Annotated in this window: 17 protein-coding genes and 1 pseudogene; 12 read left to right on the top strand and 6 right to left on the bottom strand. The window is 51.4% G+C overall.

The window, feature by feature from the left end:
* The first annotated feature begins 49 nt into the window (after nt 1–49).
* The 7 genes from BN348_RS13570 (at nt 50) to BN348_RS06840 (ending at nt 4,270) form a co-directional block, all read left to right on the top strand.
* Nucleotides 50–226, top strand: coding sequence for a CopG family transcriptional regulator (locus BN348_RS13570; RefSeq protein WP_082020838.1), 177 nt, complete (start codon nt 50–52; stop codon nt 224–226).
* Between the two features lie 350 nt (nt 227–576).
* Nucleotides 577–843 carry a hypothetical protein gene (locus tag BN348_RS06865; protein WP_040197104.1) on the top strand — a complete coding sequence of 89 codons (267 nt, stop codon included), beginning with the start codon at nt 577–579 and terminating at the stop codon, nt 841–843.
* Between the two features lie 166 nt (nt 844–1,009).
* Entirely contained in the window at nt 1,010–1,876 is an 867-nt protein-coding gene (locus tag BN348_RS06860; RefSeq protein WP_040197103.1) for an AraC family transcriptional regulator, read from the top strand.
* A 147-nt stretch (nt 1,877–2,023) separates the two neighbouring features.
* On the top strand, nt 2,024–2,566 hold the full coding sequence (locus BN348_RS06855) for a DUF6125 family protein (RefSeq protein ID WP_040197102.1): 543 nt from the start codon (nt 2,024–2,026) through the stop codon (nt 2,564–2,566).
* Nucleotides 2,556–3,032 carry a DNA-deoxyinosine glycosylase gene (locus BN348_RS06850; protein ID WP_040197100.1) on the top strand — a complete coding sequence of 159 codons (477 nt, stop codon included), beginning with the start codon at nt 2,556–2,558 and terminating at the stop codon, nt 3,030–3,032. The genes BN348_RS06855 and BN348_RS06850 overlap by 11 nt, the downstream gene beginning before the upstream one ends.
* Before the next feature lie 105 nt (nt 3,033–3,137).
* Nucleotides 3,138–4,019, top strand: coding sequence for a VIT1/CCC1 transporter family protein (locus BN348_RS06845; RefSeq protein WP_040197099.1), 882 nt, complete (start codon nt 3,138–3,140; stop codon nt 4,017–4,019).
* Nucleotides 4,020–4,096: 77 nt separating this feature from the next.
* Complete coding sequence (locus BN348_RS06840; RefSeq protein WP_156136447.1) at nt 4,097–4,270, top strand: hypothetical protein; 174 nt, start codon at nt 4,097–4,099, stop codon at nt 4,268–4,270.
* A gap of 163 nt (nt 4,271–4,433) precedes the next feature.
* On the opposite strand, the gene BN348_RS06835 is transcribed toward BN348_RS06840, so the two are convergent.
* The 4 genes from BN348_RS06835 to BN348_RS06820 all read right to left on the bottom strand — a co-directional run bounded on the left by BN348_RS06835 (nt 4,434) and on the right by BN348_RS06820 (nt 8,611).
* The gene (locus BN348_RS06835; RefSeq protein WP_040197097.1) at nt 4,434–6,008 is read right to left on the bottom strand and encodes an oligosaccharide flippase family protein; all 1,575 of its coding nucleotides are present in this window, start codon (nt 6,006–6,008) and stop codon (nt 4,434–4,436) included.
* 475 nt (nt 6,009–6,483) lie between these two features.
* Nucleotides 6,484–7,308, bottom strand: a complete 825-nt coding sequence (locus tag BN348_RS06830; protein ID WP_040197096.1) for a DUF4097 family beta strand repeat-containing protein — start codon at nt 7,306–7,308, stop codon at nt 6,484–6,486.
* On the bottom strand, nt 7,305–7,982 hold the full coding sequence (locus tag BN348_RS06825; RefSeq protein ID WP_040197095.1) for a LiaF transmembrane domain-containing protein: 678 nt from the start codon (nt 7,980–7,982) through the stop codon (nt 7,305–7,307). The genes BN348_RS06830 and BN348_RS06825 overlap by 4 nt, the downstream gene beginning before the upstream one ends.
* Nucleotides 7,983–8,020: 38 nt before the next feature.
* Complete coding sequence (locus tag BN348_RS06820) at nt 8,021–8,611, bottom strand: TetR/AcrR family transcriptional regulator (RefSeq protein WP_040197094.1); 591 nt, start codon at nt 8,609–8,611, stop codon at nt 8,021–8,023.
* Between the two features lie 427 nt (nt 8,612–9,038).
* On the opposite strand from BN348_RS06820, the gene BN348_RS06815 reads away from it, so the two are divergent.
* The 4 genes from BN348_RS06815 to BN348_RS06800 all read left to right on the top strand — a co-directional run bounded on the left by BN348_RS06815 (nt 9,039) and on the right by BN348_RS06800 (nt 16,136).
* Nucleotides 9,039–10,667, top strand: a complete 1,629-nt coding sequence (locus BN348_RS06815; RefSeq protein WP_040197093.1) for a cytochrome c biogenesis CcdA family protein — start codon at nt 9,039–9,041, stop codon at nt 10,665–10,667.
* Nucleotides 10,668–10,670: 3 nt separating this feature from the next.
* Complete coding sequence (locus BN348_RS06810; RefSeq protein ID WP_040197091.1) at nt 10,671–10,979, top strand: hypothetical protein; 309 nt, start codon at nt 10,671–10,673, stop codon at nt 10,977–10,979.
* Nucleotides 10,976–14,539 carry an NPCBM/NEW2 domain-containing protein gene (locus BN348_RS06805; RefSeq protein WP_040197090.1) on the top strand — a complete coding sequence of 1,188 codons (3,564 nt, stop codon included), beginning with the start codon at nt 10,976–10,978 and terminating at the stop codon, nt 14,537–14,539. The genes BN348_RS06810 and BN348_RS06805 overlap by 4 nt, the downstream gene beginning before the upstream one ends.
* A gap of 343 nt (nt 14,540–14,882) precedes the next feature.
* Nucleotides 14,883–16,136, top strand: a complete 1,254-nt coding sequence (locus BN348_RS06800; RefSeq protein ID WP_040197088.1) for a [Fe-Fe] hydrogenase large subunit C-terminal domain-containing protein — start codon at nt 14,883–14,885, stop codon at nt 16,134–16,136.
* Between the two features lie 676 nt (nt 16,137–16,812).
* Here the strand turns inward: BN348_RS06800 and BN348_RS06795 are convergent.
* Together BN348_RS06795 and BN348_RS13130 are read right to left on the bottom strand one after the other, a co-directional pair.
* Nucleotides 16,813–17,255: pseudogene (locus BN348_RS06795) on the bottom strand (GNAT family N-acetyltransferase).
* A 345-nt stretch (nt 17,256–17,600) separates the two neighbouring features.
* Nucleotides 17,601–18,149 (bottom strand): hypothetical protein, encoded by a 549-nt coding sequence (locus tag BN348_RS13130; RefSeq protein ID WP_052446785.1) that lies wholly within the window; start codon nt 18,147–18,149, stop codon nt 17,601–17,603.
* Nucleotides 18,150–18,310: 161 nt separating this feature from the next.
* On the opposite strand from BN348_RS13130, the gene BN348_RS06785 reads away from it, so the two are divergent.
* Nucleotides 18,311–19,030 carry an NAD-dependent protein deacylase gene (locus tag BN348_RS06785; protein WP_040197087.1) on the top strand — a complete coding sequence of 240 codons (720 nt, stop codon included), beginning with the start codon at nt 18,311–18,313 and terminating at the stop codon, nt 19,028–19,030.
* Nucleotides 19,031–19,275 lie beyond the last annotated feature (245 nt).

Here is a 19,275-nt window from a genome sequence, read left to right as displayed (position 1 = left end):
AAATAATTTATGATATAGATACTTAAAATTTCGGGCGAGGTGATAGAACTTGGGGGAGAAAAAAAGAGGACGTCCAACTGATAATCCAAAAACAATTGTTTTAAAAGTAATGCTTGATCAAGAGACAGAAATGAAGCTGGAAGAATGTACTGATTTTTTGGAAATCTCCAAAGCAGAAGTCGTTCGACGTGGCATTCATCAAATTCACAGTAAACTTGAAAAATAGATGTCATAAAAAGGCGATTGTGATTTTCACAATCGCCTTTTAAAATGTCGTACTGTAAAATAAAAATATTTTCGACAATAGACGTCAGAATACTTGATTTTTATGGGCATGTAATGTAGAATATAGTTGCCCAGAAAAATGAGGTGGTAAAAATGTTTTCAGATAACAGGAAAAGAGCTACTGATAAGCAACCCTCTAATCGTATTTTGGTATTGGAATTAGATTCCGATACAGAAGCCGAGTTAGACGTTTGCGCACAAAAATTAAAGATTAGCAAAGCGGAGTTGGTAAAATTGAGTATTATTGAAATGTACGACAAATTAAAAAAATAGAGAAAGGGAGTTGAAGTCGTGAGTAGTCCTTTTGAAACCGCATTAAGAAGAGCGCATGCGATCCAAAGAAGAAAAGATGATCCACATACGCAAATGGTTGGTGAGGAATTTATCAAACTGTTAAATGAAATATCAGACAAACTTAAAGAAGACCCGGAGACAGTCTGTCGGTTAGGAGAGATCACAAGCCGTCAAATTTGTATCTGTGAAGATGAGAGTTATCAACAAGGATTTCGTGACTGCTTCTACCTTCTAAAATGGATGGATGCATTTTCTTTGAATTGAATTTATTCTTATACGAATACTTTTGGGGAAACCTGCCGGTTGACACGATGATCGGCATCCCCTATAATGAATACACATAAATTCGGCGGTCTCTCGATTCTGTGCATCAAATGAGAGGACAGGCCGGACAAAATCAGGTATCCTGATAACAGAAGGAGATGATACGATGGATTGGCTGAGCCGGTTGAATCAGTCGGTGGATTACATTGAACAGAATCTGGCGGGGGAGATCAGTTTCCACGAAGCCGCAAGGATTGCGTGCTGCTCCACCTACCACTATCAGCGGATGTTTTCCTACATCGCAGGCGTACCGCTGAGTGAATATATCCGCCGAAGAAGGATGACCGCCGCCGCGTTTGAACTGCAGTGCAGTGATATCAAGGTGCTGGATGCGGCGCTGAAATACGGCTACGAGTCGCCGACATCCTTTACCCGCGCGTTCCAGCAGGTTCACGGCCTGCCGCCGTCCGCGGCGCGGGAACAGGGCGTTCAGCTCAAAGCCTATCCCCGTATGACCTTCACCATATCAATCAAAGGGGATACTGAAATGAATTACAAAATTATCACCAAAGAGGCGTTCCGTATCGTCGGCGCGCGCGTAAAGCTCAGATTTGACGTGGAACAGAATTTTCAGCAGGTGCCGCAGTTCTGGGGCCAGTGCTATCAGGAGGGGATGGTCGAACGCATCGGCGCGCTGGTCAACCAGCCTCCGTTTGGCGTGATGGGCGTCAGCACCTGCATGGATGGGGAAGATTATTATTACTATTACATCGCGGCGCCGACCGACAAAGAGGTGCCGGACGGCATGTATTCCTACGAGGTGCCGGCGGCGACCTGGGCCGTCTTCGACTGCACAGGCCCGATGCCCCAGTCCATGCAGGAGCTGCAGCGGCGTATTGTGACCGAATGGCTGCCCTCCTCCGGCTACGACTATGCGCAGGCGCCGGACATCGAGGTCTATCCCGAGGGAGATCCGAGTGTGCCGGGATATACCACGCAGGTATGGATGCCGGTTGTTAAAAAAGATGCATAAATGTTTGATATAGCTTATAAAAGGACATCGCTTTCAAAAAGAAGCGGTGTCCTTTTATTTGAAAATAATAAAATGTTGATCGAAAGCCTTTGGAATCTGTAGAATTTCATGTTATAATAAAAGAAAAGCTTGAAGCGGGGGATACTGTTGCAGAACAAAAGTTTACAGGCATATTCGAAGGAAGAGTTGATCGAACTGATCGAGCTCTATGCAAAGAATTGGCTGGCAATGGACGGAGTCTGGTTCCAGTCGGTGGAACAGAAGTTCGGCATGGATGAGGCGATGGAGCACGATGCGAATGCCTGGCGGCGTTTTACCGTCACCGAGGCCAGGCGGATCAAGAAGTTCCTGCGTCTGGAGGAGCGTGCGGGCATCGAAGGGCTTCGGCAGGCGCTGCGGCTGCGGTTCTATGCCAACATCAACGACGACGAAATCCTGATTGACGGAAATACGCTGACCTACCGCACGCTTCACTGCCGCGTGCAGGACGCGCGGACCGGAAAGGGGATGGAGCTGCATCCCTGCCGTGAAGTCGGTTTGATTGAATACAGCGGCTTTGCCAAGGTCATTGACGACAGGTTTACCTGTGAAGCGGTGAGCTGCCATCCCGTGGTGACCGATCCTGACTGTGCCTGCTGCTGGCGGTTCACGCTGCATACGGAAGAAGGGGGAACGCCCGATGTCCTTTGATCCTGTTTTTACGCCAACCTCCAAGATTCTGATTCTTGGCACCTACCCGTCGCCCGCGTCGCGGGAGGTGCAGTTCTATTACGGGCATCGCTTCAACCGGTTCTGGCCGCTGATGGCGTCTCTGCTGGACGAGCAGGTCCCGCAGAGCGTCGATGAAAAAAAGCGGATGCTGACGCGGCATGACATCGCCCTCTGGGATGTGCTGCACAGCTGTGATGTCGTCGGCGCCGCTGACAGTTCCATCACAAATCCGGTTCCGAATCCGGTCGAGGAGCTTGTCAAACAGTGCCCAATCCGGCAGGTGTTCCTGAATGGAGCCAAAGCCATGCAGCTCTATCAGAAATTCTGCAAGGTGAAGATCGATCTGCCCTGCCTGAAGCTTCCCTCCACAAGCCCGGCGAACGCACAGTTCTCGATGCAGCGACTGCAGAAAGAGTGGTCCTGTATCCGGAACTTTTTAGATTGAAGAAAAAATAAAAAATTTGTCAAAGACAGCTGTACAGGACGAGAAATCTGTGATACAATTGTCATACAAGGTTTTGAATAATAAGGGTGGAAAGGGAGAATCTTCATGTCGAATCAGCTCAGTGAAAAAACGGTTTCCGCACTGCTGAAATTGCAGCGAAATGAGATGACCGAGTATTATGTCTATCGGAAGATTGCATCCCGCACAAAGGATGCGCACAACAGAGAGGTTTTGACCCGCATCGGCGAGGATGAGCGCAGACATGCGGGCATTTGGAAGGGATATACCGGGATTGAGGCGAAGCCAAACCGCCTGAAGGTGTTCTGGTACTCGCTGATCAGCCTGCTTTTCGGCTTCACCTTCACGCTGAAGCTGATGGAAAAGGGGGAGGACCGCGGCACGGAGAAGTACATCCGGCTGGTGGACGAGGTGCCCGAAGCGCGCGGAATCAGCGAGGATGAGGAGCGGCACGAGGCGCAGCTGCTTGCCTTGCTGGATGAAGAACGTCTGCACTATGTCGGCTCAATGGTTCTTGGCCTGAACGATGCGCTCGTGGAGCTGACCGGTACGCTGGCAGGCCTTACCTTTGCGCTTCAGAACAACAGCCTGGTGGCGCTGTCCGGACTGATCACCGGCATTTCCGCAACCCTTTCGATGGCGTCGTCGGAATTCCTGTCCGCACGCAGCGAGGGCAGGAAGGACGCGCTGAAATCGAGCATCTATACCGGGATCGCCTATCTGATCACGGTGGCGCTGCTGGTGCTGCCCTATCTGCTCATGCCGGAAAACGCCTTCTGGGCGTCTCTGATCACGATGCTCGTGATCGTCGTGGCGATCATCTTTGTATTCAACTACTACATCTCTGTCGCGCAGGGGCTTCAATTCCGCAGCAGGTTTTTGGAGATGGCCGGCATCAGCCTGGGCGTGGCGACGCTGTCCTTTGTTGTCGGTTTGCTGGTCAAGCAGTTTTTAGGCGTGGATGTCTAAACCCGCGGTTCGAATAGCAGGGGACAGCGGTTAGAAGACGAGCGTTCGTCTATTTGTTACATCAGGGGATGCTGAATATGAAGAAACAGGATCATAAAGAGGGGAATCCTCTGGAAGAACAGATGGAGCAGCTGCATCGGTCACTGGATGAACTGGTCCGGCATCTTCCAAAGGATGAAAAAGACGACCGGATTGTTGAACAGATCCGGTCGTCTATAGAGGAATGGAAAGAACACCTGCCAAAGGAATGAAGCTCCGTAGCATCGTGTGCATCATAATGATACGGAGCCGCAATAAGGAAGCTGGACGCTGCACCCAGGCAGCATTCTTTGCGCAGAGATTTATTTTTTACTGTATCGTATGACTGTGTCACAGCTTGATCAAGCGTTCTCATCCTGGAACAGAAGCCGGCCCTCAATCACAATGCCGGGCCGCAGCCTTGGAAGGATGCAGGACGCCTTTGAGCCAGCGCGCGTCTTCGGTGCTGTAGCATCCGGTCAGCCGCAGCAGGACGAGGTATAGGACGAAGGAACCGGCTATCACACAAACCGCTTCCAGTATGCCGGAGCTGAACGGGACATGCAGCGCGCCGATCAGCAGCCTCACCGAGATGGTGGCCGCGGCGATGCATCCAAGCGGCTTGACCAGCCAGGTAAAAACCTGAAATTTATAATTGGTAGCGGTGATCAGCCGGTTGAAGCTTAAAGCAGTGTTGAGAATTTCACTGATGAAGATGACGCAGATGTATCCGCGCACGCCGTTAAACGGCAGCATCGTATACACAAGCACCAGGCTGATGAACGCGTCGATCACATTGTAGCGCATCGAGCTGACCTGTTCGTTGAGACCTTTGAGCATATTGTCCACGGCATTGTCGAGGTACATGACCGGGACAAGCACCGAAAAGATGCGGATATATGCGCCGACACTCTTGTTGTCGTACAGCGCGCTCCCGATTTCAGAGGAGAAACAGAACAGGATGCCGCATACGCCGATCGAAAAGAGCATGGCGGCCTGAAACATCCTGGTCATGATATAGTGCACCCGCCGGTTCTCATCGATGTGCGGGTTCAGCGCGTAGCATTCCGCAAGCTCGGGAACCAGCAGGCTGGAGAACGCGGTCAAAATGGAGAGCGGAAACAGGATGACCGGCATCACAATGCCCTGGATCATCCCAAACACGGCAAAGCTGCCGTCGCTGCTGACGCCGGATTTTTTGAGCTGCATCGGAACCAGAAGATTTTTAACGGTTAAAAGGCCCATCCGAAGATAGGAGCTGAAAGCGATCGGCAGCGCGATGCCGAACATCCTTTTGGCGATATCGGGGGAGGGCTTTTGTGTTGTCCGGTAACGCCGGCTGTCGAAGAAATACAGCAGGAAGGAAAGCAGGAAGGAAACGACCTGCGCAATGGTTCCGGCCAGCACGATGGCAAGGCATGCGTATCCCAGCCCCTTCGGCATCAGGATATTGAGACCGATCATGGTGCAGCCGATTTTGACGAACTGCTCCAATATCTGCGTCGAGGCACTCTTGACCACGCGGCGCACCGCTGTGAAGTAGCCGCCGAGCACGCTGGCCATGGCAAGGAACGGCAGACTGACGGCCAGAACCTTCAAAGCGGGGATGGTCTGCTCATTCCCCAGGAAGCGGGCGCCGATTGTCTGGGCGTTCGTGAACAGGATCACGGCGGTAGCCGTTCCGAACACCGCGCTGTAGGCAAGGCATTTGTGCATGGCGCTCTTCACGCCGGCAATGCAGCCGCGCCCAAGCTCCTCGGCCACCAGCCGCGTCGTCGCGAGATTGATACCGGAGGTTGCCAGCGTCACGGCAAACATATAAACCGACATGACCAGCTGGAACACACCCATCGCCGTCACGCCGATCTTGTTGGTCACATACAGGTTGAACCAAACGCCGATTAGGTTCATGAAGAAAGAGGTTGCCGTCAGGATAAAGGCGTTCAGAAAGAATACGCGGATTTTTTTCATAATTCCACCACACTCACACTCTATAGAATTCCCTATTCTATAACGTATGTCCGCAGAATGCGGAAAATGATGGATGAGCCCAACTTTTCTGAGCAGCGCTGGCTGTTTCGACGGGAAATGAGCTTTCTTCCGGAAATACAGATGTCTTTTAACCTTCTTCAGCACTGTAAAAATCAGTGCAATTGTAAATGAACATAGAAAGCACAACAGTTCAGAAAAAAGAAAACAACATAAGGCCGAAGCAGTAGAAGAAAAATGACTTTGCGCACCCAATTATCCATACAAGTAATAGCAGGATGCCGTCTTCCAGTGTATCTGAACGCAAAGCGGCACAGTCATGATTCATGACTGTGCCGCTTTCAACAATATAACGAACATTCGTCAGTATAAGGCTCTGAATGCCATATGATGTACTATATGAACCATCTGGCCAATACCGCCATAACAGTATGGTGGTATCAAAAATCGCTGGCTGTCAGTTGCCGAATCGAACCGTGACCTGACCGATGCCGCCGTTGATCTTGAAGCGATTGGCAGCCGATTTGTCGCCCACCTTGCTGTCCCCATGATAGGACTGGTTGTCGACGGAGATTTCACCGATGCCGTTTTTCAAATCAAAATAATAATCGTTTGCGCGGCCGTCAAGCGTCAGGCTCACCTGGCCGATGCCGGTGTTGACCTTGCTGTCCCCGGTCACGATGCCTTCAATGGTCGACTGGCCGACGCCGGAATCAAGATCGAGATCGTTGATTTTTGCATCGGTGATGCGAAGCTCTCCGACACCGCCTTTGATGTCGGCTTCATCCGCTTCGATCTGTTTGGCATAGAAGGCTCCCGCGCCGATTTCCAGCTTCAGCTTATCTGCGATCAATTGGTCCACATGGACCTCGCCGGCGCCGCATTCCACCTTGGCCGATTCAAAGGACTGGTCCTTCGGCAGATAGACGATGATCTTGGAATGCGCGCCAAAACCGGAAAAGAAACCGAAACCGCGGCGGTCCTTCACGACAAGGGTGCCGTTTTTGACCTCGCTTTTAAAGTCGGAGGAGACGTCGGCCGCTTCAACACGAAATTCGTTGGACGGTATAATTTCAAGCTCGCCATACGAACAGGAAATCTCAAGATTCTGGACATTCTGATAGGTTTCATTGAAGTCGATGGTGCCGCTGGAGGAAGAAGTCATGCCAAACATATTCATTACCCCGATTCCCACATTAAAGATTGCGGCGATGATGCCGGCCGCAAGCAGCAGTGCAAAGGTCATCGCCACATATTTTATCACGCGCTGTGCTGTATTCATTTAATATCAACTCCTCCAAAGATGCAGGTCGCTTTCACATAGACGGTCGGAGCGTCCGCATCCTTGCTGTTAATGCTTTTGTTGCTGACGCCGCCGAAGATCGGCAGGGAGGATACGACGACCTTGACGTTTGACGGGACGAAGATATCGCTGCCGCCGAAGACCGAGGTCGCGTTGATCACGATATCGTGGCTGATGACCGCTCCGCGAAGATCCAGATCCACGCCGCCGAAGATGGCGGTGATGTTGGCGCCTTCAAACGGCTGCGGCGGGAACTGAACCTTCTGTGCGCTGAAAATGGCGGTATAGTCCATCTCCGCTCCGGAATTAAGCCCCTCAATGCGCTTGATGCGCCGTCCGAACAGATCCCGGAAGATGATGCCGAAGCCGATGATGACCAGGATCAGCGGGAAGATCAGCTTGCCGATCATCAGACCGGACAGGACGCCCTGCGCGGCCAGAAGCAGCATGACGCCGACCAGCAGGCCGATCGTGTTGGCGATATGGATGCCGCGTCTGATCATATTGATCAGGCAGGGGACGATGATGAACAGCGTCCACCATCCGCGGAAAAAGATTGTAAAATGCCAAAGCCCCACGACGCTGCCCGCAAAGGCGACGCCGAGTGCGATCAGTAAAAGTCCCCACAGGATATTGCTGATTTTATTCCTCATTGAAATATTCTCCTTTTAATTTAGAATAGGAATGTATGTTAAACCAGAAGCAGACGGTTCAGCTGCTGCGCTTCCGGGATTGGAAACTGGTTTCCATGGGTGATCTTGTTGACGCAGATACCCTCCACGCACGCCCAATACAGATATGTCAGCCGGATGGGGTCGCCCATGACAACCTGCCCGCACCGCTGACCCTCTTCGATGATCTCTTTCAGCATACGTACGGGCGTGCTGTCATATGCCTGTACCTGTTCATTGAAGCCATTCCGCATGCCGACCTGGATCATCAGCATAAAGTTGTTGACCGCAACCTCGTCGGTCGCCGCCAGCTGGACCATGCGCCTGGACAGAGCCTCGATCTTTTCCCTGGGTGAGGCCTGCATATTGGCAATCGACCGCAGAGCCCGGGCGCTGATATCGGTCGCACGCTTCACAAGCGTGTTGAAAAGCTCCTCCTTGGAGGGGAAATAGTGATAGATCAGCCCCTGGCTGATCCCGATGATCTTGCTGAGGTCGGCCATCTTGGTGGCGTCAAACCCTTTTTTGGCAAAAACCTTCAGCGCTTTGTCCAGAATCATCTGCTGGGAAAATTCCCGCAGTTTTTTAAAGCTGTCTGCACTTCTCGGCAAAAGCAGGATACCACCTTTCTTTGATTGATTACTTATTCAATCAAAGAATAACACATTGTCATCAATTTGTCAAATAGATTATTGAAGCGGATGGATTTTCAGCATATTCATGTGCGGTATGGCCATGAAAAATGGGAAAAGGAAATTGGTTAATCAGTGCAAGACTGAGAATTACGGCCATAAACCTATCAAATAAAAGGAAATCGTAGATTATTGCAGGTAAATCGTAGAAATTTTATATTTACAATCTATTCAGATCGTGGTAAACTAAAAAAGGATTATAGAATATGGAGTTATGTCTTCATTTGAACATTTCAAATATACCACTGAGGATTTCATAGTTCTGCAATCTATGAGGGAATGAAAGAGAGGATCTATGAACGGGTTTCTGAAAAATCGGCAAATACATAGTTGAGGAGTAACGCTTATGCACAAACATCACAGGTCTTTACAATATATTTCGGTTCTCATGCTGCTGCTGATCCTGTCCTCCCTGCTTTTTTCGGCAGTGCGCGCGGCGGATAACAGCGACGGTCCAATCGTCACCTATGGGGAGATCAACGGCGAGGATACCACACAGCCGCCGGCCGGCGGACACACGGATGACGGCGGTTCGCTTTCCGCGGAGGACACCGTGTCGGTCAATCCGGATGCCGATCAGTCACCGGGCGAAGTGGACATCATCTACTACTTTTATAACCGCTGCCTGACCTGCGAAGAGGAGAAGACGGTGGAGGACAACATCCGGGCCATGGTGAAGATGGATTTTCCGAACGTCACGGTCAATCTGGAAGCCTACAACGTCGCGGTCGAGGAGAATCTGGAAAAGCTCAAGGTGGAATTCCAGAACCACGACATCGATGAGGAAAAGCTGATGCTGCAGCCGATTGTCTTTATCGGCGATGCGGTCATGATCGGTTCGCAGGAGCTTGGCGACAACTTTAAGGGCAGTGTCGCGACCTATCTGCGGGAAAATACCGGCAAGGCGTCGAAAAACGTATCGGTCAAGTACCTGTACGCGGATGGATGCTCGGACTGTGAAAAGGTGAACAAGTTCCTCGAGGGGATCACTGAAATTGAAGTGAAGAATGACGACGGCACCACCACAGTGAAGCCGCTGAAGGTGGATAAGATCAACGCCGGCGACATTGCTGAAATAGAACGCATCAACGACCTTTACAACCAGCACAACGTCAAGCCGGAGGAGCAGCGGGTGCCGATCATCCTGTATGACGGCGGCTATCTGGTGGGATACGACCAGATCAGCAGAAACCTGGTCGATGTCCTCTCGAGCGGCGAAGGCGGCGCGATGGGCGAAAGCGGCGGACCGATGACGATTGTCAACGTGCTTTGGATTGCGCTTTCCGGTCTTATCGGCGGGCTTTCCCCGTGCTCGATGTCGCTGATTCTGCTGCTGTTTTCTCTGCTGATTGCGGACAGGCGCAAGGTGCTGGGCGGCGGCTTCGGCTTCGTGGTCGGCCGCGTCATCATGTATTTCCTGCTGGGCACGGTCTTCTTCGGACTGCTCAGCGTCATTGACAAGGCGGTCATCTCCGGCATCAATCTGGCCATCGCCATTCTTGTTATCGTGATCGGCGTGATCTTCGCGGTGCTGAGTCTGATCGACTTTATCCGCGCGAAGAAGGGTCAGTCCGGCAAGGCGATTCTGCAGTTCCCGCCGAAGATGAAGGCGTTTTATGAGAAGCATATTGAAAAGATTTCCACCGGCAGGGCGCTGTTCATCGCGGCGTTGATCGCGGGCGCGATTGTCGCCGTCGGAGAATTCCTGTGCACCGGCCAGCTGTTCGCCGCAACCGTGCTGTACTACTTCAACTCCAGCGCGGGCGATATGCTCATCGGCGCGTTTGTCTTCCTGATCTATGCGGTCATGATGTCGCTTCCGGCCGTCATAGTCACACTGCTTGTTTATAAAGGAAAGAAGTATACGGACGTGGCGGGAAAATTTGCGAACAGGGAATCCCTGATCAAACTGCTGATGTTCATCCTCTTCCTGGGCTTTACGGCCCTGGGCGTCTACAACCTTTGGAGGGGATAAAACATGGCTGAACTATATTTGACACTGGAGGGCTCGGACATTCTGCGCTGTGCTGTCTCGGAGCTTCCGTTTACGGAGGCGGGGATTTTGAAGGGATGCGTCAGATTCTTTGACGACCATCATCCCTGCTTTATCCACCGGACAGCGGTTAGAGCGCGGTATGTGAGCGAATTTGAAGAGTTTATAGCAGGACATTGCTGCACTTTTCCGACAGAACTTGACGTTGCCAGTCTGCCGCCAGAGCTTGCAGAGATTATAAATGTCAAGAACCTAAAGAAGATCAAAATTTCAAGCAAGGAGGATTCAACATGAAGAAAACAACAAAAGTTGCCGCATCCGTGTCAACCGTTCTTCTGGCTGCCGCTATGCTGACAGCAGGAGCAAGCGCACATGACAACGGTGTGGGAAAGACTCCGCCGATGGGCTGGTCAAGCTGGAATGCTTTCTGGGCCAACATTGACGAAGATTTGATCAAAGACACCGCAGACGCCATGGTGGAACACGGTTTGAGAGACGTTGGTTATGAGTATGTCAACCTCGACGACAACTGGCAGTCGTCCGAAAGGGATGTCAACGGCAGGCTTCAGAATGACCCGCTGCGTTTCCCGCACGGCATGAAATGGCTTGCAGATTATACCCATGACAGGGATTTGAAGATCGGCCTTTACACCTCGAACGGCCTGTTCACCTGTCAGGATATGCCTGCGTCCGAATTCCGTGAGTATTCGGATGCCACAAGCTTCGCGGAATGGGGAATCGACTACTTCAAGTATGACTACTGCCACAATGTGCAGCTGTCCACCACCGCTTACGGCATTTATGGCCTGAAGATCGGCAAGCCGAACACGCCTGGAACCGAGATCTATGAATACAAGGCGACCTCCGCGAAGCTGGAGGGCACCGCGAAGATGGTCGGTACCAGCTACATCGACGGCCTGGGCAACAACGCCGGTTCCGCGACCTTCACGGTCACCGTTCCGGAGGACGGCACCTATGCGCTGAATCTCGACTTCTACAAGAAACCGAGCAGCACCGAGGTTCCGATGTTTGTCGACATCAACGGCGACAGCAAGCACCCGTACCGCATGATGCTTCCGGCGACAAATTACAACGGCGGCGCACCGGGCAGCCGTGCGGCGGCGATGCTGGAGCTCAAAGCGGGCGAGAACACCCTGCGCTTCTACAACCCGATTACCACGGCAAAGAGAGACTATGACACCGCGAGATACAACTACGGCGTTATGAGAGACAACCTCATGCAGGCGACTCAGAAATACGCTGAAGAGAACAATCAGCCGAACAGACCGATCGCATTCAGCATCTGCGAATGGGGCGGCCGTCAGCCTTGGATCTGGGGCGGAGAGACCGGCAACCTCTGGAGAACCACCGGAGATATCAGTGCAAACTGGAATTCCGTCATGAGCATCTATGACGTCAACGTCAACCTGTACGAGTACGCAGGCAAATATCATGGCGAGACAGAGGACTACGGCTGGAACGACCCGGATATGCTCGAGGTCGGCAACGGTTCTCTGACCCACGACGAAAACATTTCGCATTTCACGCTGTGGTGCCAGATGGCATCCCCGCTGATCCTCGGCAACGACCTGAGAAAGCTCGAGGACGAGGGCGAAGTGCTGCAGATCATCAAAAATGAAGACGCTATCGCAGTTGACCAGGATGAACTGTGCATTCAGGGCATCAAGTTCAAAGACGACGGCGATCTCGAATACCTTGTCAAGCCTCTGACCGGCGGCAGGATTTCCTTAGTCATGTTCAACCGCTCCGCGAAAGCGGCTCCGATGAGCATGGAAATTGCGGAGATCGGCAATCTGGTCAAAGAGAAAGACGAGTACTATTATGAGAACCACTACAATCTGGACAAAACCTATGTCTATCATCTGAAAGACGTATGGGAGAAGAACGAAGACGGCACCAATGTGGAATTTGATTCCGCGATCGCATCCGCAGTCGTTCCGTCCCACGGCGTCAAGATGTACATCATCGAGCCGAACGAAAACATTGAAAAGGGCGCGTATGTCATCGGTTCCCTTTCCAAGAATACGCTGAAGGCCGGAGAGACCGCGATTGTCTCTGCGAAGTTCACAAACGGCGGCAAGATCGATGTTGAGAACGTTGGACTGAAATTGGACCTGCCGGCAGGCTTCAAGGTCAGACCGCTTACCTCCACCGTTGGCAACGACCTGTCGACCGGCGGCACCTTCACCGTGCAGTGGGAAATCACAGCCGGCGAGGACGCGCTTGACAACGCTCCGCTGACCATCGTCGCGGATCTGCTGTACGCAGGCGACAAGGAGATCAGCAAGGTGACCTTTGACAGCATCGTCACCGTCAGGGGCGCCGCGACCGGCGACCCGCTTCCGGACGGTCCTCTGACCATACACAACTGGACATCCGGCAAGGCTGGATGGGGCACCATCCGTCAGGACCGCTCGATCAACGGCAACAAGCTGACGATCGCGGGCGTGACCTATGACAAGGGCATCGGTACCCATGCGCCGTCCGAGCTGGTTTACTACATCGGCGGACGCGGCATCCAGTTCACAGCGAAATGCGGTTCCGACGATGATTCCGGCGGCAACGGAGATATCCGCTTCCTTGTTTACGGCGATGACGAGCTCCTGTTCGACAGCGGTACGATGAAGTGGAAGGGCGCTGCGAAGGACATCGACGTCAAGTTGCTCGGCCACGATTATCTGAGACTGGTTGTCGACGAGTGCGGCAACATGGACTTCGACCATGCGGACTGGATTGACCCGCAGATCACATCCTACGAGCCGACCGTCATCAACAACGGCGCGCTTACCATCGCAAACGCCATGTCCGCTGCCGGATACTGGAGAAATCCTGTGGACGGCCAGAACGTGGACGGCGGTCCTCTGATGCTCGACGGCGTCGATTACAGCAGACCGGACGGCGGCTTCCAGGTCAATGCACCGGGTACTGTCACCTATTACCTGAACGGCGCGCCGGGTGTCTTCACCGCGAAGATCGGCCTTGGCGACGAAGTAAAGGAAAACGACAAGGCACAGGGTCACGGCAATGTGGTCTACAAGGTCTATGGCGACGATGAACTCCTGTATGAGCAGTTTATGGATGTCAATTCCGAGACAATAGAAGTCAATGTACCGATGGTCGGTTACGATATTCTGAAACTGGTCGTTGACGAATATGACGACACACTGTATGACCATGCATGCTGGATTGAGCCGAGATTCATGACCTCGACCGCTCCGCTTTCCAAGATCATCGAAGAAGCCAATGCGAAGCTCGCAGCAGCTGTACCGGGCATCCTGGACGGCCAGACTCCTCAGGAAGCGGTCGATACCTTCTCAGCTGCTATCGCGGCGGCACAGGAGGTCGCCGACAAGGTCGAAGACGCATCGATGGAAGAGATTGCAGCGGCAGCAAAGGATCTGCGCGCGGCAATCATTGCATTTGACGCTTCCAAGGTTGTTGTGGATAAATCTGAGCTTTGCGGCATGATCATGCTGTCCAAGCTGCTCGACGAATCCAACTACACCGCTGAGAAGTGGGCGGCATTCCAGGAGGTCTATGCAGAGGTTCTGGATGTATACAACAGAACAGATGTATCCCAGAAGGATGTCGACGACGCAGTTGCCGCCCTGGGCGCCGCTTATAAGGAACTGAACGTTGTACGCGGCGACGTCAACGGCAACGGCGTTCTGGATGAAGAAGACCTGGCCTGGATCAAAGAGTATATCGGCGGCCAGCGCGAATTCACACCAGAACAGGTAATCCTTGCCGACTATGACGGCAACGGAAAAGTCAATGTCCTCGACCTGCTGAAATGGAAGCTGGAGCTTCAGAATCAGCAGAACGCTCAGTAATATCTGCCATAATCATTTTAAAAGGACCGGGGAATTCTCCCCGGTCCTTTTGCGTTTGGCAAAAACGGCATATGGTTCTATTGCGAAAGGTGAGATGCGTCCAATTTACTAAACGGGATATGTGTATTGCATAAGTTTTTTGATTGCTGTGGCTACAATGAAAGAAGCAGTTTTCTGATTGACAGACCAGGATTTTAATCCTTCACAATTGCATATGTTTCTTTTTCAAGCTGTGTTTCATAAGATCTTTGTATTGTTTTTGGGCTGTCATCATAATTTGGCAAAGATATGGTGATATTATAAGAGTATGACAAAAACGCCTGCGTAGAAAGGATCTGATACAATGCCTTCGTTTAATGAACTGTATGGCCGGCTGGTCAAAGCGACCGCTCAGGATGCTTCGGAAGAGGAGCTTAAAAAAATCCGGAAAGAGGATTTCGACCCGCATCAGCTGGAGTGCCTGCTCAATCCGGAGAAATACCCGCTGGTTTGGCGGGTTGGAAACTGCAACTGCTCGGATGACGACAAGACCAGCTGTCTGGGACGTTGTCTCTTCGATGCATTGGAAATCGATGAAAACGGCAATGTTGCGGTATTTGACGACAAATGCGTCGGATGCAGCGAATGCATCGATAACTGTAAATCCAAGAAGCTTGTCGCCAGCAAGGATGTCCTGCCGGTGCTGCGTGAACTGAAAAAAGCCGAATCACCGATCTTTGCAATCATCGCCCCGGCTTTCATCAGCCAGTTCTCCACGCAGGTGACGCCAGGCATGCTGCGCAGTGCCTTCAAAGCGCTGGGCTTTACCGGCATGGTCGAGGTTGCGCTGTTTGCGGATGTCCTGACATTGAAGGAAGCGCTCGAGTTTGACGCGACCATCCAGACCGACCAGGATTTTTTGCTGACCAGCTGCTGCTGTCCCATGTGGATCGGCATGATCCGCAGGGTGTATCATCAGCTTGTGCCGCATGTACCCGGCTCGGTTTCCCCCATGGTGGCCTGCGGACGCACCATCAAGCATCTGGAAAAGGACGCGAAGGTCGTGTTCATCGGTCCATGCATTGCCAAAAAGGCCGAAGCGCGGGAGAAGGATGTCGCGGACGCGGTCGATTATGTGCTGACCTTCCAGGAGATTCAGGATGTATTTGATTTCACCGGAATTGATCCGGCCAAAATGGAAGAGGATGACCGGGATCACTCCTCACGCGCGGGCAGAATTTATGCGCGCACCGGCGGCGTCAGTGAAGCGGTCAAAAACACCGTCCGCCGGCTGAATCCGGACAGGAAGATCAAGGTGCATGCAAGGCAGGCAAACGGCGTTCCCGCCTGCAAAGAGATGCTCAACGACCTCAAGGAGGGAAAGAACACCTCCAACTTTCTGGAAGGAATGGGCTGCGTCGGCGGCTGTGTCGGCGGCCCGCGCGTCCTGATTGACCGCCAGGTGGGAGCGGAGCATGTGGATGTATATGGGGATGAAGCGGCATATCCGACGCCGCTGGACAACCCCTATGTCATCGAGCTGCTGCATCGGCTGGGCTTCGAGACGGTGGAGAGCCTTTTGAAGGAAAGCGATATCTTTACCAGAAGGTTCGATTAAATCGCATTATCGTTCTGTAGGATTGTGACGGAAAGCTTGCCCGAGGGATTTTGATGCCTGGGGACACAATTGAATTGTTTCCTCAAGTATTACCATGAAGTATCGGCCATTTTAAAATCATTCGGATATCAAAAAAGAGTGTTTCATTCTGCGTGTGTGCAGAACGAAACACTCTTTCTTATTCAGATTAAAAAAGCAGTTCATAAAGCCGTACAACTTTTTATAGGAGAGCTTATAAGTCCGCATAAAACAATAGTACGATATATACTAGAAATTGTCTTATAAATTCTTGCGGCATTGTTTTGCAGAGCTGGGAGATGGGGATAAATTTTTGTTTTTTTCAGTTGGAAAATCAATATACAATCACGCATGAAGCGCGCTTTCTGGGAAATGGGTAAAATCCATCAAAACCGTTTCAATCCAGCAGACGGTATATGCACTCCATTTCTGATGATCTAACAGGCCGCAAGAAAGGCTGCCATATAGCATCTGTTTTTGCCGCCTCTAAAGAAGGTATACCAGCCCCAGTGAAGCATTCACAGAGGGAAAGAGCCTCCAACAACAGCAGTACAGTATTATGTATGGCTGTGTCCTTCTTGCCATTATTGAAAGTCAAAAAGAATAGCATATCTTTTCACAAGAATGATGCCATTCAATTGACCTGACGGATTGAACCTTATCGTTCTTTTTTCAGATAAACCATATCAACCAGTTGTATGTCATCTTCAAACATTGGATGGTCGTAATGATCTATAAAGAAGTTCTTGATTCTGTGAGATTCTGTAAAGCCGCAGCGATGATAAAAGGACAGGGCCGAAGGACAGTCTCCAGTTCCAACAAATAAAACCTTACAGTCGGTATAATGTGCAAACAGGAATTCTATCAGGCTTTTCCCATAGCCTTTCCGTTGATGCTCAGGCGCAAAACAGCAATGTTTTTAAGCTCATAAATACCATCAGATTCTTTGGTTATAACGCACTCAGCTTTTACTCCATTATCATCCAATACAAACATTTCACCATTCTCAAGGTATTTGTCGATCATGTTTTCCTGTTCATCAGCCAACAACAGCAGATCAATAAATTCCTTTTTTGTACCCACCACTTTTTTTATTATCAATGATCATTTCCTCCATACAAATTTGTCAAGCGCACTCGCATGATTAAAGCAGATATCATGATTTGTACACGGGTTTCTATATGATGCATCTTTCAAAATGTTTCATATGTTTGGGGTGCGCCCGGATGTTCGTAAGATACAGCGGGATTTGGGCTAAATTCTGGACAGCACAAGACTTAGAATAACATGGAGTGCAGACTGGAAGAATCAATAAATGCTCTTTTTTTAACTTTTACAGTACACTTGCGCTTCATCATAAGACCGGTACAAACAATAATGGAAGATGTTTTTTCTGCCAAACATTCGTTTCAAACTTATTTTCTTCATGCCGTACAGCTGCTGTTATTAAAAGGCATTGGTGCGCAGTACAAACGCATACTCACATTCGTTATCTCCCCAGCTGCAGGTCAGCCGGAAACCCCGGATGGTAGCGCCCGGCTCATAGTCCTTGACGTTGGAACTGAGCGATGCCGCGTAGTTGGGAAGAAGTTCAAATTCACAGTGACTGCCGGAAAAGGTGATCGGCACATCCTGCGTAGCCGCGTTCCCATACCGCAGCTTACCCTCCTTTGTCAATATCTGATCGGTCAGCGTATAGGAATCGGGAGCCGCCCCATCAAGCTCGATGCGGATGGTTTGATGCAGCCTGATGTTCGGCAGGTCCTTGATGTCCTGCACGGGGGACATCAGTGATAGAAACGTATCTTCCCGGTCATAAACGCTGCCGTCCCATTGATTCAGGCCGTATGTGGAAGGGATGGTTATCTCCTCTGCTGTGACGCTGATAGCAGGCGCCTGGTTTTTTCCCTGTTTGCTTGTTTCAGGTTCCGCTCTGCAGCCAGCCGATACCAACAGCAGGACTGCACTGAGCAGAAGCATGATCCATCGTTTCATTTTTTCACTTCCTCGCTGTGCTTCTTGATACCGTTATTATAACATCTTTTTAGAGAAGATGGAAGAACCGGCGCGATAAAATAAGTTTAAATTTGATGGGTCCGGACATCTATGCAAAAGGATGCGTACGTGCTATACTGAAAGAAAAAGGAGGGACAGCGATGAATCAGGCGCTGCAAGCAGTTTTGGAAAACAGCGGCAACATTGTATTTTTCGGCGGAGCGGGTGTTTCAACGGAAAGCGGCATCCCGGATTTCCGGAGTGCCGACGGCCTCTATCACCAGAAGTACCGGTATGAGCCGGAAACCATCATCAGCCATCATTTTTTCATGCAGAACCCCGGGGCGTTCTATGACTTTTACCGGGACAGGATGATCTGCCCGTCCGCGCGGCCAAATGCGGCGCATCGTGCGCTGGCACGGCTCGAAGCCGGCGGAAGGCTCAAAGCGGTGATCACCCAGAATATCGACGGGCTGCATCAGATGGCAGGCAGCCGGAATGTGCTGGAGCTGCATGGGTCCATCCATCGCAACCACTGTATGGATTGTCACCGTGCCTACAGCCTGCAGGATATCTTGAAGGAACAGGGCGTTCCGCGCTGCTCCTGCGGCGGCGTCATCAAGCCGGATGTTGTGCTTTACGAAGAACCGCTGGATGCGGATGTTCTGGAACGCGCCGTTTTTTACATTGAACAGGCGGATGTCCTGATTGTCGGCGGGACCTCGCTTGTCGTATATCCTGCGGCGGGATTGCTGAGGTACTATCGCGGGAACAAGCTGGTCCTGATCAATCAATCCCCTACGCCGGCCGATCATCAGGCGTCCCTGCTGATCAGGGAACCCATTGGGAAAGCGTTTGAAGGGATGGATGAGCCGGAATGAAGAATAGACCGGCCCGGTATTGCAGGGATTGCCGCTATTTTTACCGGGATGACCGCAGCACCCTCTATATCCGCTCTCTTTATTGTTTCTGCCAAAAGAAAGGCGTTTTCTTCAGCCGGAATTACCGGATCGGTGAAGGCACGCGCATCGGCGAAGGGGATACCGCATGTCCTGATTTTCAGGAAAAGAGCCAGTAACACCCGGAGATGGGCAGCTTTGTGCGGACAAAATAAAGAAAGCCGGAT

Origin of the sequence: Candidatus Soleaferrea massiliensis AP7 (assembly GCF_000820765.1) — a bacterium.
Taxonomy (GTDB): Bacteria; Bacillota; Clostridia; order Oscillospirales; family Ruminococcaceae; genus Soleaferrea; species Soleaferrea massiliensis.
Note: the sequence above shows the minus strand (reverse complement) of the source record. Positions and strands in the feature narration are given on the sequence as shown.

Coding starts and splice junctions, on each gene's coding strand:
- BN348_RS06860 (WP_040197103.1), top strand. CDS start 1,010: ATGGATTGGCTGAGCCGGTTGAATCAGTCGGTGGATTACATTGAACAG.
- BN348_RS06850 (WP_040197100.1), top strand. CDS start 2,556: ATGTCCTTTGATCCTGTTTTTACGCCAACCTCCAAGATTCTGATTCTT.
- BN348_RS06845 (WP_040197099.1), top strand. CDS start 3,138: ATGTCGAATCAGCTCAGTGAAAAAACGGTTTCCGCACTGCTGAAATTG.
- BN348_RS06840 (WP_156136447.1), top strand. CDS start 4,097: ATGAAGAAACAGGATCATAAAGAGGGGAATCCTCTGGAAGAACAGATG.
- BN348_RS06835 (WP_040197097.1), bottom strand. CDS start 6,008: ATGAAAAAAATCCGCGTATTCTTTCTGAACGCCTTTATCCTGACGGCA.
- BN348_RS06830 (WP_040197096.1), bottom strand. CDS start 7,308: ATGAATACAGCACAGCGCGTGATAAAATATGTGGCGATGACCTTTGCA.
- BN348_RS06825 (WP_040197095.1), bottom strand. CDS start 7,982: ATGAGGAATAAAATCAGCAATATCCTGTGGGGACTTTTACTGATCGCA.
- BN348_RS06815 (WP_040197093.1), top strand. CDS start 9,039: ATGCACAAACATCACAGGTCTTTACAATATATTTCGGTTCTCATGCTG.
- BN348_RS06810 (WP_040197091.1), top strand. CDS start 10,671: ATGGCTGAACTATATTTGACACTGGAGGGCTCGGACATTCTGCGCTGT.
- BN348_RS06805 (WP_040197090.1), top strand. CDS start 10,976: ATGAAGAAAACAACAAAAGTTGCCGCATCCGTGTCAACCGTTCTTCTG.
- BN348_RS06800 (WP_040197088.1), top strand. CDS start 14,883: ATGCCTTCGTTTAATGAACTGTATGGCCGGCTGGTCAAAGCGACCGCT.
- BN348_RS13130 (WP_052446785.1), bottom strand. CDS start 18,149: ATGAAACGATGGATCATGCTTCTGCTCAGTGCAGTCCTGCTGTTGGTA.
- BN348_RS06785 (WP_040197087.1), top strand. CDS start 18,311: ATGAATCAGGCGCTGCAAGCAGTTTTGGAAAACAGCGGCAACATTGTA.